Here is a 15,676-nt window from a genome sequence, read left to right as displayed (position 1 = left end):
TCAGAAAGTTCTCCGGAATTCCCAAAGCAGCATCTCCCCTCAGCTCCTCTCATTGCTGTGACCTTCCAGGTTTTGCAGCTTCTCGCCTGCAAAGACGGGGCCTGAGCAGTGGCTTTTGGCAAAGAATGCCCACGCCATCGGCAAATGGTCTTCAGGCGGTTCGTGGTGTTCGCAGCTGATGCTACGGCAGCCCCGGCGTTTTCAGAAAACAGACCAATCGATCATACGGCGAACGCGAATCAGGTCGTGGATGGCCCCGATTTAAGTGTTGGGGATTGGCCAAGACAATCCGAACCTCGCCGCGAAATTGGGTAGTGTCTCAGTTTGAAAACCCGCGACCCTGACAGGGGTATCGCCCAGCGCCACGGGTTCCTATATGCTTAGCGTGGCGCTCTGCGGCGGGGATGATGAAGCACGACCGGCTTGACTAGTGATTGATTGAGCATGCGAGCCAAGTTGTATCGGCCTTTGAGGTTCCGCAGTGCAAACAGCTGTTTACGGTCGATCGACCGGCTTTGGTCGGCCAAAGAAGATAAGGAACGGCGCGCCAATGAAATCGGCGCGCCGTTTGCATTTGCGGTCGGACACAAATCCTTAGGCCCGACAATTCGTGGCGTTTCGCCTTAGAACCGGTCCACGCGATAGGGGTGCAGGTCTGTCTCGATTGATCTGCCGGCAACGAGGTCGGCCACGATCATCGCCGTGATTGGCGCCAGCGTCAGCCCGACGTGGCCGTGCCCAAAAGCATGGATCACCTCGGCCCCGCCGCGTGAAGGCCCGATCACCGGCAGACTGTCGGGCAGTGACGGGCGAAAGCCCATCCATTCGCGGTCCGGCGGACCAAGATCGGGAAAGATCGCGCGCGCGCCCGATACCAGCCGCGCAATCCGGTGGGGAGAGGGCGGCAAGGTCAGTCCGCCAAGCTCTACCGTTCCTGCAACACGCAGCCGCCCCTCCATCGGGCACAGATAGAACCCCCGCGCCGTTGGACAAACCGGGCGCGACAGGCGCGGATTGGGCATGTCCCATTCCACATGGTAGCCGCGCTCGGTATCCAGCGGAATCTTGTCCCCGGCCTGCAGCGCCAGCCCTCGTGAATGCGCACCTGCCGCGATAATCACCTTGCGGGCGTGCAGGTGCAGCCCCTCGCCTTCGATGACCACCCCATCCAGCCGTCGGGTCAGTCGGTCAGCCCGTGCGGTGACGACCTCGGCCTTGGCGGCCACTGCAGCGGCAAGAAGGCCGACCATGCGGCCCGGGTCGGACAGAAAGGTCGCTTGCGGAAAGAACGCCGCACCCCCGGCAACGGCGGGCAGGTTCGGCTCCATCCGGGCAAGGGCAGCGGGGTCGATCAGGTCTACACTGACCCCAAGCGCGCGGCGCGCGGCCATGTCAGCCTCGGCTGCGGTGAAAGCGGCGGCGGTTTCATACAAGTACAGACAGCCCCGGCGCTGCAGCAGTCCGGCACCGGACAGGCGCAGCGCCAGCTCCTCCCACAGGGGTTGGGCGTTGGCCAAAAGGGCCGCAATCGCTACCGCGTTGTGCCGTGCGTTGGCTGGCAGCGACTGGCGCGCAAACCGCAGCAGCCAAGGCAAAAGCGTTGGCAAGGCGGCGTGCCGGATGGCCAAGGGCGAAGTCTTGCTGAACAAAAGACTGGGCAGGTTCCAAAGCACGTCGGGGCTGCCGACCGGGCTGACCGCGTAATCTGCGATCGTCCCGGCATTGCCATAGCTGGCACCCATGCCGGGCTTGCCCGGATCGACAAGCACCACTTCGCGCCCGTCGGCCAGCAACCGCTCGGCTATCGCGAGGCCGACAACGCCGGCCCCGATGATTGCGATGTCTGTGGTGACGTGCCGTGCCATCCGACCCCTTACATGCAGGCGTCGTAAAGCGCCCGGGTGTTAGCGCGGGTCATCACCACCGGGTTGCCGCCGCAAGACGGGTCTTCCAGCGCCATGTCGGTCAGCATGTCCATATCTGCGGGCTTTACGCCCATCGCCGTCAGGTTCGCCGGGATGGCCAGCGTCGCGCGCAGATCCATCACAGCGGCGCGAAAACCGTCAAAGCCGCCCTTGATGCCGACGTAGGCAGCGGCAGCACTGATCCGGTCTTCGATGGCGTGCCGGTTGAAATCCAGCACCATCGGCATGACCACGGCATTCGTGGTGCCGTGATGCGTGCCATAGACCGCGCCCACCGGATGGGACAGGCTGTGGATCGCGCCGAGGCCCTTTTGGAACGCCACCGCCCCCATTGCGGCGGCCGACATCATCTCGGCGCGCGCGTCAAGATCGTTGGGGTTGGCATAGACTTTCGGCAGATTCCCGAACACCAGCCGCATCCCTTCTAGCGCGATGCCCTGACTCATCGGGTGGTAGAAGGGGCTGCAATAGGCCTCAAGGCAATGCGCCAGCGCGTCCATGCCGGTGCCTGCGGTAATGAAGCGCGGCATGCCGACGGTCAGGGCCGGGTCGCAGATGGTGACGGCGGGCATCAGTTTGGGATGGAAGATGATCTTCTTCTTGTGAGTGGCGGAATTGGTCAGCACCCCGGCGCGGCCCACCTCTGACCCGGTGCCTGCCGTCGTTGGCACTGCGATGATCGGTGCGATCTTGGTGGCATCGGCGCGGGTGTACCAGTCGCCGATATCTTCCAGATCCCAGACGCTAAGGCCCGGCTTCTGATGCGCCATCAGCGCGATCATCTTGCCAAGATCGAGCGCCGAGCCGCCGCCAAAGCAGATCACCCCGTCATGCCCGCCCGCCAGATAGACCGCGATGCCATCGGCCATGTTGGCCTCGTTCGGGTTCGGGTCCACCTCTGAAAACACCGATCGGTCCATGCCGGCCTTGTCGAGGACATCGAGTGCGGTCGCCGTGATCGGCAGCGATGCCAGCGCCTTGTCGGTGACCAGCAGCGGCTTTTTCAGCCCGATGGATTTGGCGTGATCTGCCAGTTCGGCAATCCGGCCGACGCCGAACTTGATTGCGGTGGGGTAGGACCAGTTTACGGTCGGTGTCATGATGATGTCCTGAAGTTCTTGATGGATGGATTGGGGCTAGCTTGCTGGCCCGGGAAAACCTGGAAGTCCTGGATGCGGCGCCACATGCGGAAGGCGGCTGGCTGTCCACATCTCGAGTTTTGGCTCTGCTTTGAACGGCAATGCAATCCGTTCGGCGAACACGCCGATCAGATGAGCAAACCCTTCGGATCGGTCGAACATGGGCGTACCGCAGGCGGCACAGAGTTCACGCGTCGTACGATTGCCGCGTGCCGAGGTATATGCGCGCTCGGTCACGCTGCCTTTGATGGTGACATCCGCCAGCTTGAAGAACACGCCAGTGACAAAGTCCCCGCCCGTAGCATCCCGGCAATCGGAACAATGGCAGATAATCTGAACAACAGGATCCGCAGTTGTGGCAGAAGTGATTGCCCCACAGGCACAAGTCGCGTGGATGGAACCGGCCATTTCACACCTTTTTCAGGTGATAGGATTTCGGACGAGTCACCGAATGGAACCCGAGGTAGGAGAGCGAGCCGCCGCGCCCGGTGTCTTTGCAGCCTGTCCAGCACAGGGCGGGGTCTAGATAATCGGCGCGGTTCATGAACACAGTGCCGGTTTCGATCTGCTGGCCGAGGGCGGCGGCGGTGTCGTAGTCTTGCGTCCAGACTGAGGCGGTCAGGCCATAGGGGCTGTCGTTCATCAGCCGCAGCGCTTCGGCGTCGTCCTTGACCTTCATGATGCCGACGACGGGGCCGAAGCTTTCCTCCATCATCACCCGCATCGAGTGATCGACATCTACCAACACCTGCGGCGCAAGGTAGGCACCGCCGTCATCGGCCGGAAACAACGCCGGGTCGATCAGCGGCTTGGCGCCCGCCGCAATGGCCTCGGCGATCTGGCTACGAACAACAGCGGCGAAGCGTTTGTTGGCCATCGGGCCAAGCGTGCTGTCGGCATCAAACGGATTGCCCAGCTTCAGGGTCTTGACCCATGCCACGGCCTTTTCGACAAACGCGTCGTACAGGCTTTCGTGCACATAAATCCGCTCGATCCCGCAGCAGCATTGGCCGGCGTTGTACATCGCACCGTCCATCAGCGTGTCGACCGCCGCGTCAAGATTGGCATCGGCGCGGACGTAAGCAGGGTCCTTGCCGCCCAGTTCCAACCCCAGCGGCGTGAAGGTGCCCGCGGCGGCGCGTTCCATCGCCTGCCCGCCCCCGACCGAGCCGGTGAAGTTCACGAACCCGAAGGACCGCGCGGCAATCAGCGCCTCGGTGGTGGCATGATCCAGCACCACGTTCTGAAACACATCCGCCGGGATGCCGGCGGCGTGGAACGCCTCGGCCAACCGTTCACCGACCAGCATGGTCTGGCTTGCATGTTTCAGGACCACCGAGTTGCCAGCGACCAGCGCCGGAACCAGCGTGTTGATCGTGGTCAGGTAGGGATAGTTCCAAGGGGCCACGATGAAGACCACGCCCACCGGTTCGCGGGCGATGTAGCGGCGGAATTTGTCGCTGTCTTCGACCATGCTGGGGGACAGCGTGGCGGCGGCGATGTCGGACATATACTCCGTCCGCGCATTAACCCCGCCGAACTCGCCGCCGAAACGGGTGGGGCGGCCCATTTGCCAGGCGATTTCTTCGACGATGACGTCTTTCATCTCGTTCAGCTTGGCGACCCCGGCCTTGACCAGTGCTATCCGCTCAGCCAGAGGGCGCGCGGCCCAAGGCTTTTGCGCGGCTTTTGCGCGGGCGACGGCGGCTGTTGCGGCCTCGGGCGTCAGGGGCATGCGGGTGGCGTAGACGGAGCCGTCCACGGGTGAAATCAGTTCGATCGGTTTCATGGTGTCCTCGTCGGATGGGCAATCCGCCCATCATCCGGTTGAATAGGGGAAGATGGGCAAATTGCCCATCCTACATCAGGCGCGTTCCAGCAGACGCTGGAGTTCGAAGTCGGTGACCACACGGTCGGTTTCCGAAATCTCCCACTGGGCAGCGTGGTGGTAGTGGTCGATCACATCATCGCCAAAGGCTTTGCGCAGCATTTTCGAGCTGTTCAGCAGGGCTGCCGCATCACGCAGGTTGTGGGGAATCTCGCGGATACCGGCGGTGTTGTACATGTCGCCCGACATTTCCGGCTCCAGCTCCATCTTGCCTTCGATGCCAGCCAGACCCGCCGCCAGCAGCGCCGCACAGGCCAGATAGGGGTTCACATCGCTGCCGGGAATGCGGCATTCCACCCGCACCGCCTTGGAATGCACGCCGCAAACGCGGAAGCCCGCGGTGCGGTTGTCAGCACTCCAGACCGCTTTGGTGGGCGCGAACATACCGATGGTGAACCGCTTGTAGCTGTTCACATAGGGCGCAAGGAACGCCGTCAGTTCCTGCGCGTGTGCAAGCTGGCCCGCAATGTAGTGCTTCATCGTGGTCGACATGCCGTGCTTGTCGTCATGGTCGAAGAACGAGGGTTTGCCATCCTTGGTCCACAGGCTCTGGTGGACGTGGCTGGACGATCCTGCCTTGCGGTGATCGTACTTGGCCATAAAGGTCACCGACTTGCCCTTGGTCCAGGCTATTTCCTTGATGCCGTTCTTCACGATCACATGGTTGTCGGCGGTATCAAGCGCGTCGGAATAGCGGTAGTTCACCTCTTCCTGACCGGCATCCGCCTCGCCCTTGGAATTCTCCACCGGGATGCCCGCGCCATACAGCCCGTTGCGGATGGCGCGCATCACGTCTTCTTCCTTGGTGGTCTGGAAGATGTGGTAATCCTCGTTATAGCTGCTAACCGGTTTCAGCGCCGCCAGCCCGCCGTCGCGCAGGTTTTCATAGGAATTCTCGAACAGATAGAACTCCAGCTCCGTCGCCATCATTGGCTCGAACCCCATGGCGCGGGCGCGGGCAACCTGACGCTTCAGGATGGCGCGGGGCGAATGCGGCACTTCATGCCCGTGGTGGTCCAGCGTGTCGCCCAGCACCAGCGCGGTGCCCGGCAGCCACGGAATTGGGCGCAGGGTGGTCATGTCGGGCTTCAGCACATAATCTCCATAGCCGGTCTGCCAGCTGGAGGATTTGTAGCCCTGAACTGTGGTCATCTCCATGTCTACGGTCAGCAGGTAATTGCAGCAATGGGTCTCTTCCCAGCCGCCGTTCACGAAGAAGGCCGCGTGGAACCTTTTGCCCATCAGGCGGCCTTGCATGTCGATCCCGGCCACGAGAACTGTATCGATCTCGCCGCGCGCGACGGCCTCTTTCAATGCGTCAAATGTCATATTGCCGGGCATGTCTGTGCCTCTTTCTTAAACTTGTCTGTGATGCGTGACCCAACGGTCCGATGAAAACTGGAACGGCGTACTACCGTCGGTCTTGGCCGCCGCCAAATTCCGGTTTGCGCGGCCAACATGGGCCAGCGTGAGTGTCTTGCGGATCGGGCCGCATCAGGTCTCTCCCCGCGCGGGCAATGGGCCCGGCGCATCTGGTTATTCATTCACATGTCAGGGGGGCGACGCAACCCCCTGCGACATGTGCCGTTGTGCGCCAGCAATGGCATTGAACGCAACGGCGCCAAGCAGGATGGCGCCGCCCAGAAAGGTGCCCGATGACGCAGTCTCGCCCAGGAAAAGCCAAACCCAAAGCGGGGCCAGAAGCACCTCGATCAACGAGAAAAGCGTTAGTTCCGCCGCTGGCACCACCCGGCTGCCGGTGGTGTACAGCACCATCCCAACGGCAAGGATCACCACGCCGACCCCAACCGCGACCGTGATGTCATGGGCAGAAACCACGATCGGATCGCCGCGCGCAATCAGCACCAGACCGGAAATGAGGATCGAGAAGATGCCCCCCAGCAGGGCTGCGGGCAGCATGTCGGCCAGCCGCCCCCAGCGCAGCGCCACAGTAAAGGCGCCAAACCCCGCAGCCGACATCAGGGCCGCAAGATTTCCCGCCAGCGCGCCGATTGCCAGGCCCTCGCGCACCATCACGAACATGCCGAACACTGCGAGAAGGATTGCGGCCCAGGTGGCCAGACGCACCTTTTCGCGCAGGAAGATCCAGCCAAGGATGGCCGCAACAAAGGGTGAGGCGGTGAACAGGAACACGGCATTGGCGATGGTCGTGGTCTGGATCGCGTAGATCGCCCCTGTAAAGGCAAAGACCAGCCCCACGCCGCCAATCGCACCCGCCGCCCCAACCGATTGCAGCGCCCGCAACGGCCGGCCACCCGAGGTCCATGCGATATACGCAAGCAGCACCGGCACTATGCCAACCGACCGCCAGAACAGGATCGCCCAAACCGAAGCGTCTTCGATCTGGCGCAGGCCAAGGCCCATCAGCGACCAGAGCGTGCCTGCCGCCAGAACCAACATCACTCCGGTGCCGTAACGCATGTGCCGCTTCCTTTGGGATGGCATCGCATGGGCCAATGCCGGCGGCACGTCAGATTCCGACAGCTTCTGGCTCAATAGCCGCGGCTGCGGTCCACCAGATGCAGGAAGGGCTCGCCTGCCTCGCCACGCCGGATGTTTTCGGCAATCACCCGCGCGGCCGAGGCTGGGCGCGTGTCCGCTGCGATATGCGGGGTGACCGTCACATTCGGGTGCGACCAGAACGGATGGTCCTTTGGCAGCGGTTCGCTGCGAAACACGTCCAACGTGGCGTGCCCCACCTGCCCACTGTTCAACGCGGCCAGCAAGTCCGCGTCATCAATCAGCGCGCCTCGGCCCGGGTTCAGGATCACCGCGCCGCGCGGCAGCAGGGCAAGGGTCGATGCGCGCAACAGATTTTCCGTATCGGGGGTCTTCGGCAACAGGGTCACCACGATCTGCGCGTCCTTCAGCACCGTTTCCAATCCAGCCTCGCCGTGCAGGCAGCCTGCCTTTGGGGTACGGCTCCAACCGGTTACCGGAAAGTTGATCGCCCGCAATGCCGCGGCGCAGGCCGATCCCAGCGCGCCCATCCCCAGCATCGCCACTGGCCGTTCGCGCGCCAGCGGCGGGCAGGTCGGATCCCAGATATGGTCTGGATTTACGATGTGCCGGTCCATCCCCAGATGATGGCGCAGGGCATGGCCTGTCACCCATTCCACCATGCCTTCGGTCAGCGCGGGGTCCACCATCCGGCACAAGGGTTGGGTCAGGGTCGCGTTACCGACGATCCGCTCCACCCCGGCCCATAGGCTCAGCACGGCCTTGGTGCCGGAATAGGGGGTGAAATCCTGCAGCGGGGCGGAAGGGGCGTAGACAATGTAATCGACACTGGCCGGATCCGTTGTTTCGGTGACGATACGTGCCGAAAGGCCCGCGCCGGTCAGGGCAGCGGGTAAAGCTTCGGTGTATTCGGGCCACAGGGAGGGTGCGGCAAACAGTACGGTGATCATCGGCAACTCGCGGGCAAAGGGTGGTGCGGTGATACGGGGTGGCCGGCAGCCTGTCCACCCGGTCAGGCCGCCGCAGTCACCACGGCATTGACTGCCAGCGCCAGAATTCCGGTGTTGTAGAAGAAAGACGCCACACCATGCAGCAAGATCATGCGTCGCATTGTGGTGCTATCTGCCACCACATCCGACACTTGCGCCGTCATGCCGACGGTAAAGCTGAGGTACAGGAAATCCCATGCGCCCGGCTCCGCTTTCCCGGCAAAAGTCAGACCCTTGTCATTGCCGTGGTAGTATAGATGCGCATAGTGAAAGGCTGCCAGCATGTGGATCGTCGCCCAGCCGAGGGGCAATGTGGCCAAGGCCGCAGCCCGCGCGGCAAAACCGCTTTCAAGCCAGTTGAACACCAGAATGATCGCCGCCACGCTGACCACGACAGCCATCAGCGCCAACAGCACGATCAGTAGCGCGCCTTCATCATCTTGTTCGGCATGTTTGCGCAGCTCCGCAGGACCAGAGGAGCGCACAAGGCTCGCCATCAGAACAAGATACAAAAGAAAGAAGGCGTTCACCCCGGTCAGCGCGCAAAACGCCGGTGCAATGCCTTGGACCCACGCCACCAGCCCGACAAGCAGGCCAAGCCCAAAGCTCAGCAGAAACCTGCCATGTCGTGAGGGGAAAAGGATCATCTAGCGCGGCCTGTGGACATGTGCGCTTTGCAAAAGGCCAAAGCCGACCAGCAGCACCATCATCGCCGACCCCCCATAAGACAGCAGGGGCAATGGCACGCCCACCACGGGCGCCATGCCCATCACCATCGACAGGTTCACCGCGAGATAGAAGAAGAAGTTCGCGGCGACACCGACGATCAGCAACGCGGAAAACCGGTCACGGTTCTGGAACGCCGCAACCAGGCAGAAGGCAATGATCAGGCTGTAGAGCGCCAGCAAAGAAAAGGCGCCAAGAAACCCGAACTCTTCGGCCAGCGTGGTAAAGATGAAATCGGTATGCTTTTCCGGCAGGAAGTTCAGCCTGCTTTGGGTGCCTTGCATGAAGCCCTTGCCCGACCAGCCGCCCGACCCCAACGCAATCTTGGCCTGAATGATGTTGTATCCCGCCCCCAGCGGATCGGCCGTCGGGTCAAGAAACGTGTCAATCCGCTTGTACTGGTAGTCATGCAAAAACTGCCACGGCGTGCCCCGGCTCAGAAACACCCCTGCCACTGCGGCGACACCTATTGAAATGATCGCCGCAAAGTACCACAGGCTGACCCCCGCTGCGAACATCACTGATCCACCCGCCATGATCAGCATCAGCGATGTGCCAAGGTTGGGCTGCATCAGCACCAGGATCGTGGGTGCCACGATCATCAGCACCGGGATGACCACGAACGCCGGGCGCGAGGTCTTTTTGTTGTCCAGCCAGTCGTAGTATGCCGCCAGCATCATCACGAGCGTGAATTTCATCATCTCCGAAGGCTGCAGGCGGATGAAGCCAAGGTCGATCCAGCGCTGCGCACCCATGCCGACATCGCCGAAAAATTCGACCACCAGAAGCAAGAGGAATGACACGATGTAGGCCAGTCCCGCCATGTTGCGCCAGAACCAGATCGGCACCATTGCGACGATAAACATCAAGACCAGTCCAACGCCAAAGCGTTCCATCTGCGGGCGTGCCCAAGTGTCGATGTTGCCGCCTGCAATCGAATACAACATCAGAAATCCCACCGACGAGACGGCGGTGATCAACACCACCAGCGGCCAGTTGATGAACAGGATCTTGCGCAGCCCTGTCGGAACCTGTTTGACGCGGTATTCCAGAAAGCTCATGCCATTCCCCCTATGCTCTTGATTTTACAGGGGTGATTCCCGTCACCGGGTCGCGCAGCGGCAGTTCTTGCAACATTGTCTCGATCCGGGCGCGCTGGCTTTCGGGATAGGCCGTCAGTTGCGGCAGACCGTCCGACATGGCACGCAGAATGATGTCGCGCGCGATCGGGGCGGCGGCGGTCGACCCGCCCCCACCGTGTTCCACCACGACCGATACCGAATAGCGCGGGTTGTCATAAGGCGCAAAGCCCACGAACAGTGCATGATCGCGCCGGTTCCACGGCAGATCGTCGTTGGAGATGACGCCGCTGGCCCGTTCGGCCACCGAAATGTTGCGGACCTGGCTGGTGCCAGTCTTGCCCGCAAGTATCATCGTCGGATCAACGATCCGCGAAGATCTTGCGGTGCCGCGTTCGGCGTTGACCACGTCATGCATGCCTTCCTGCACCGCCAGCAGCATGTCCGGCGTCAGGCCCAGCGCCGCGGCCTCGGGCACGGGTAGTTCCTGATCGTTGATCATCCGGATCAGCCGTGGCTCCACCGCACGACCCGACGCGATCCGCGCCGCCATCACCGCCAATTGCAACGGTGAGGTCAGCACATACCCCTGTCCGATCGAGGCGTTGATGGTATCGCCTATCCGCCACTCGGCCTTGTGGCGCTCCAGCTTCCAGGCTTTGTCGGGCATGTTGCCTTCGGTCACCGCCGACATCGGAATGTCAAAACGCTGTCCAAGACCCAGTTTGCGGCCCATCGCCGCGATCTTATCGATGCCGACCTTCTGCGCGACTTCGTAGTAGAACACGTCGCAGCTTTCCGTCAGCGACCGTGCCAGATTCACCGTGCCATGCCCGGCACGTTTCCAGCAGTGGAACCGACGCTCGCCGAATTCGATGTAACCGGGGCAGCTTACCTTGCTGTCGGCGGTGATCACCCCAGCCTCAAGCGCGGCCAGCGCGGTCACCATCTTGAAGGTCGATCCGGGCGGATAGGCCCCGGAAACCGTCTTGTTGGCCAGCGGTCGATGGTCGTCTTCGGTCAGGATGTTGTAATCGGCATAGCTGATGCCGCGCACGAACAGGTTCGGATCAAAAGATGGCGACGACGCGATGCAGATGATGTCACCGTTGGTCACATCGACCACCACCGCCGCGGCACTTTCAATTCCCAGCCGCGCCTGAGCGAAGTTCTGAACGTCGGCGTCGATCGTCAGCCGGATGTCCTTGCCCGGCACACCTTCGATCCGCTCCAGTTCGCGCATCACGCGGCCGGCTGAATTCACCTCGATCCGCTTGGTCCCCGCAGACCCGCGCAGGGTGTCTTCCATCCACTTTTCAACGCCGATCTTGCCGATCTGAAATTTCGGAATCTTCAACAAAGGATCAGGGCTTTCCAGCGCCTCCAGATCCTTTTCGCTGACCGGGCCGACATAGCCGACCACATGCGCAAAATCACGGTCTAGCGGGTACTGGCGCGACAAGCCGACCTCAGGCACCACACCGGGCAGGGCCGGGGCGTTGAGTGCGACTTTGGAGAAATCATCCCACGTCAGCCGCTCTGCCACGGTGACGGGCACGAAGGCGCGCAGTTCGGTCACCTCGGCGATTGCGCGATCAACCTCTTCCGGGGTCATCGGGATCACGCCCGCCAGACGGCGCAGTACCAGTTCGGCGTCGCCTGCCGCCTCGCGGGTAATGACGACGCGGTAGTTCTGTTCGTTGTCGGCGATGATCTTGCCATTGCGGTCATAGATCAGCCCGCGATCCGGTGGGATCAGCCGGATGTTGATGCGGTTCTCTTCGGCCAGAAGTTTGAACTCGTCGGCCTGATCGACCTGCAGATATCGCATCCTGACGCCCAGGACCGCGATCATTGCCGACATCGCCCCGCCCAGCAGCAAGGCGCGACGGTTGATCATCCGGGCGCTGTCTTCGGCATCCCGCGCTGTCCGTCTCATACCCGCCTCCCGAAACTGTCGATCTCGCCGGTGGCGGGCTTTCGCAGATCAAGGATGAGGTGCGACAGACCGACCACCACGGGATACAGCACGATTGACCAGATCACCTGGACAGCGACAAAGCCGAAAGGCGCCTGCGGCACAAACGCCACCGCAAGGATCAGCCGGTAGGACAACAGAAGACCAACCATCAACCCGGCCACCAGAATCCATTCGACGACAAAGTTCAACTCGCGGGTCAGTGCCACGCGTGATCGCAGAAACTCGGTCGCCAGCACCACAAGCGCCGCCCACAAACCCGGGGGGCGCATCAGCAAGAGATCCTCGATCAGGACGACAATCGCGATCATCACCAAGGGCAGATAATCCGGCCGCCGGACCACCCATGCCATAATCAGACACAGCAGAATGTCCGGCCCCGGCAGCGCCCCCGCCGATTGGCCCAACGGCAAAAGCTTCAGGAACAACAGCCCAAGGGCCAGCACCAGAAACACAGCCCGGTAAATCCATTGTGCAGAGCGCCAGACCTCAGCCATCGACAGCCCCCGCACCCTCTGCAGCTCCCGAACCCGCCGCTTCCACGTCGCCCCCTTCCGGGGATGTCGGCGGGGCACCAGCGGCGTCTTCGGCGGCCTCGGTGGACGTGTCGGGAAGTGCAGTTGCGACCGGCGGCGCGACAAGGCCGCCGGGGTCGGTGATCGGTTCCAACTCGTGGCTGCGCAGCACGCGCAGAAACTCCAGCCGCTGGTAATCGGCGGCCAGAACCACACGCAGGCGCTTGTCGGTGCCAAGCGCCACCTGACCCACCAGCAACCCGGCCGGAAACACACCGCCATCACCAGAGGTGATTACCCGGTCGCCGGGGCGGACTTCATCGGTGTCCTCGATGAACTCCAGCGGCGGCAGCGGCGAGTTGTCGCCCGACAGCAGCGCCTTTTGGCCCGATGGCTGAATGGTCACCGGGATGCGGCTGTTGCTGTCGGTGATCAGGATCACCCGGCTGGTGCGCTCTCCCACGCCGGAAATGCGGCCGACCAGTCCGATCCCGTCCATCGTCGCCCAGCCATCGCGGATACCGTCCCGCGCCCCGACGTTCAGCAGCACAGACTGGCGGAAGGGGCTGCCGCTGTCGGCCAACACGACGCCGGTGACGTAAGTGAACTTCGGATCAAGCCGTACCTTGTTCAGGTCCAGCAAGCGCGCGTTCTTTTGCTCCAGTTGCAGCGCGGCCTCTTTCCAGGCCTTCATCTGTTGCAACTCGCGCTTAAGTTCCTGATTTTGTTCGTAGATCCGGGTGTAGGATTGGTAATCATCGATCATCGCGGTGATCTTGGTCACCGGTGACATCGCCCAATCGAGGTTTGGTGCCACCGCATCGACAAGTGCAGCCCGAAAGCGTTCCACGCGCGGGCTGTCGATCCGCCACAGCAGAAACAGCCCCAGCAGACACAGGACCACAAGCCCCACCAGCAGACGCCGGAGGGGTCGGGAGAACTCTTCTGGTCCGATGCGGGTCTTGGCCACGTGAACCCTCGTTTAGGGGCGCGTTTGCCCCGGCGGATCAGCTGTCGTAATCGATCACATGCCGGAGCTGCTTTTCATATTCCAGCGCTTTCCCGGTGCCCAAGGCAACACAATTCAGTGACTCGTTGGCCACCGAGATGGAAAGTCCGGTCTGTTCGCGCAGGGCAAGGTCGAGGTCGCCAAGAAGCGCGCCACCGCCGGTCAGCATGACGCCGCGATCCACGATGTCGGCGGCAAGGTCCGGCGGCGTTGCCTCCAGCGCCTGCATGACGGCATCGCAGATCTGCTGCACGGGTTCGGCAAGGGCTTCGGCCACCTGTGCCTGGTTGATCTCGGTTTCCTTCGGCACGCCATTCAGCAGGTCACGGCCGCGGATGGTCATCGAGGCGCCACGCCCATCGTCGGGCATCCGCGCTGTGCCGATAGAGGTTTTGATGCGCTCGGCGGTGCTCTCGCCGATGAGCAGGTTCTGGTGGCGGCGCAGATAGCTGATGATCGCCTCATCCATCCGGTCGCCACCGACGCGGACCGAGCGGGCGTAGACAATATCACCCAATGACAGGACCGCCACCTCGGTGGTGCCGCCGCCAATGTCGACGACCATGTTGCCGGTCGGTTCGGTGATTGGCATCCCCGCCCCGATGGCCGCAGCAATCGGTTCAGCGATCAGGCCAGCCCGACGCGCACCGGCCTGCAGCACCGAGTTGCGGATCGCGCGCTTTTCCACCGGCGTCGCGCCATGCGGCACGCAGACGATGATCTTCGGCTTGGAGAAGGTCGAGCGTTTGTGCACTTTGCGGATGAAATGTTTGATCATCTCTTCCGCCGCCTCGAAGTCGGCGATCACACCATCGCGCATCGGGCGAATTGCCTCGATGCTGCCAGGGGTGCGGCCGAGCATCAGCTTGGCATCCTCACCCACCGCCAGCACGACTTTCTTGCCGTCCTTGGTGTGATAGGCCACCACCGAAGGTTCGTTCAGTACGATGCCTTTGCCGCGAATGTAGACGAGTGTGTTCGCGGTGCCGAGGTCGATCGCCATGTCCGACGAAAAGAGCGAGGAAAGTAGCCACATAGGGGGTGATCCTGTCCAACCCATAAAGAAGATGTGCCGGCGACTCGGGATTGGGTCCGAGGCCGGCGTATTCATATAAGGACCTGTCTTGGAGAGCGGAAGCAAAAAGCCCAAGACGCAGCGCAATTCCGCGTGTTCGCAGCGCCTTGGACTTTTGCAACATTCAGCCCGGAAAAATCGGCCGGATCAGGATGCATCTTTGTAGTTTACCGACTTTTTGTCCGTATTCGGCGCCGATTTCTGCCGCCTGACGATCAGTTTGTTCAACGCATTGACGTAAGCCTTTACCGAAGCGACCACTGTATCGGTATCAGCCGACTGCCCGGTCACGATTCGACCGTCCTCTTCAAGCCGCACGGAAACGGTGGCCTGGGCGTCTGTGCCTTCGGTTACGGCGTGCACCTGATACAGTTGCAGCCGCGCTTTGTGCGGGAAAAGCATCTTGACGCAAGTGAAGGCCGCGTCGACCGGGCCGTCGCCGGTGGCGTCGATGAAGTGGTCGATGCCGTCGATGGTCAGCACCATTTCGGCCTCTTGCGGGCCGTCGGTGCCGCAGACCACGCGCAGCCGTTTCAGTTGCAGATGGTCATGCGCATCCATGGTTGCCTCGTCGGCCACCAGTGCGATCAGATCGTCGTCGTAGACTTCCTTCTTGCGGTCGGCCAGCGCCTTGAAGCGGACGAAGACGTCGTTCAGCTGATTGTCGGCCAGTTCATAACCGAGGTCCTTCAGCTTTGATCTGAGCGCCGCGCGGCCGGAATGCTTGCCCATGGTGATGTTGGCCTGCGACAGGCCGATGTCTTCGGGGCGCATGATCTCGAAGGTCTCGACGTTCTTCAGCACGCCATCCTGATGGATGCCACTTTCGTGCAGGAAGGCGTTCTTGCCGACGATGGCCTTGTTGAACTGCA

At 62.1% G+C, this 15,676-nt stretch carries 14 protein-coding genes; all 14 read right to left on the bottom strand.

Annotation, left to right across the window (positions count from 1 at the left end):
* Positions 1–623 precede the first annotated feature (623 nt).
* A complete protein-coding gene (locus tag RMO18_RS05755) occupies positions 624–1,865 on the bottom strand; it encodes an FAD-dependent oxidoreductase (RefSeq protein ID WP_309664508.1) in 1,242 nt (413 codons plus the stop codon).
* An 8-nt stretch (positions 1,866–1,873) separates the two neighbouring features.
* The gene (locus RMO18_RS05750) at positions 1,874–3,025 is read right to left on the bottom strand and encodes an iron-containing alcohol dehydrogenase (protein WP_309664506.1); all 1,152 of its coding nucleotides are present in this window, start codon (positions 3,023–3,025) and stop codon (positions 1,874–1,876) included.
* Positions 3,026–3,061: 36 nt separating this feature from the next.
* Entirely contained in the window at positions 3,062–3,472 is a 411-nt protein-coding gene (locus tag RMO18_RS05745) for a GFA family protein (RefSeq protein WP_309664505.1), read from the bottom strand.
* A 1-nt stretch (position 3,473) separates the two neighbouring features.
* Positions 3,474–4,853: an aldehyde dehydrogenase family protein gene (locus RMO18_RS05740; protein WP_309664504.1), complete on the bottom strand. Its 1,380-nt coding sequence runs from the start codon at positions 4,851–4,853 to the stop codon at positions 3,474–3,476.
* Positions 4,854–4,928: 75 nt separating this feature from the next.
* Entirely contained in the window at positions 4,929–6,293 is a 1,365-nt protein-coding gene (locus RMO18_RS05735; RefSeq protein WP_309664502.1) for a glutamine synthetase family protein, read from the bottom strand.
* 210 nt (positions 6,294–6,503) lie between these two features.
* Positions 6,504–7,394 (bottom strand): DMT family transporter, encoded by an 891-nt coding sequence (locus RMO18_RS05730; protein ID WP_309664501.1) that lies wholly within the window; start codon positions 7,392–7,394, stop codon positions 6,504–6,506.
* 71 nt (positions 7,395–7,465) lie between these two features.
* On the bottom strand, positions 7,466–8,383 hold the full coding sequence (locus RMO18_RS05725) for a glyoxylate/hydroxypyruvate reductase A (protein WP_309664499.1): 918 nt from the start codon (positions 8,381–8,383) through the stop codon (positions 7,466–7,468).
* Positions 8,384–8,445: 62 nt separating this feature from the next.
* Positions 8,446–9,069 carry a DUF1345 domain-containing protein gene (locus tag RMO18_RS05720; protein ID WP_309664498.1) on the bottom strand — a complete coding sequence of 208 codons (624 nt, stop codon included), beginning with the start codon at positions 9,067–9,069 and terminating at the stop codon, positions 8,446–8,448.
* Positions 9,070–10,209 carry a rod shape-determining protein RodA gene (gene rodA, locus RMO18_RS05715; protein WP_309664496.1) on the bottom strand — a complete coding sequence of 380 codons (1,140 nt, stop codon included), beginning with the start codon at positions 10,207–10,209 and terminating at the stop codon, positions 9,070–9,072. It abuts the gene before it with no gap.
* 10 nt (positions 10,210–10,219) lie between these two features.
* Complete coding sequence (gene mrdA / locus RMO18_RS05710; protein ID WP_309664494.1) at positions 10,220–12,166, bottom strand: penicillin-binding protein 2; 1,947 nt, start codon at positions 12,164–12,166, stop codon at positions 10,220–10,222.
* A complete protein-coding gene (locus RMO18_RS05705) occupies positions 12,163–12,702 on the bottom strand; it encodes a rod shape-determining protein MreD (protein ID WP_309664492.1) in 540 nt (179 codons plus the stop codon). Before RMO18_RS05705 ends, mrdA begins: the two co-directional genes overlap by 4 nt.
* Complete coding sequence (gene mreC / locus RMO18_RS05700) at positions 12,695–13,690, bottom strand: rod shape-determining protein MreC (protein WP_309664491.1); 996 nt, start codon at positions 13,688–13,690, stop codon at positions 12,695–12,697. The genes RMO18_RS05705 and mreC overlap by 8 nt, the downstream gene beginning before the upstream one ends.
* A gap of 37 nt (positions 13,691–13,727) precedes the next feature.
* Positions 13,728–14,765 (bottom strand): rod shape-determining protein, encoded by a 1,038-nt coding sequence (locus tag RMO18_RS05695; protein ID WP_309664490.1) that lies wholly within the window; start codon positions 14,763–14,765, stop codon positions 13,728–13,730.
* Between the two features lie 186 nt (positions 14,766–14,951).
* On the bottom strand, positions 14,952–15,676 hold a 725-nt coding region (locus tag RMO18_RS05690), incomplete at its 5' end, for an alpha-isopropylmalate synthase regulatory domain-containing protein (RefSeq protein WP_309664488.1).

Origin of the sequence: Tabrizicola sp. (assembly GCF_031377265.1) — a bacterium.
GTDB lineage: Bacteria > Pseudomonadota > Alphaproteobacteria > Rhodobacterales > Rhodobacteraceae > JAUYQR01.
This window is presented reverse-complemented; position numbering and strand designations above follow the sequence as displayed.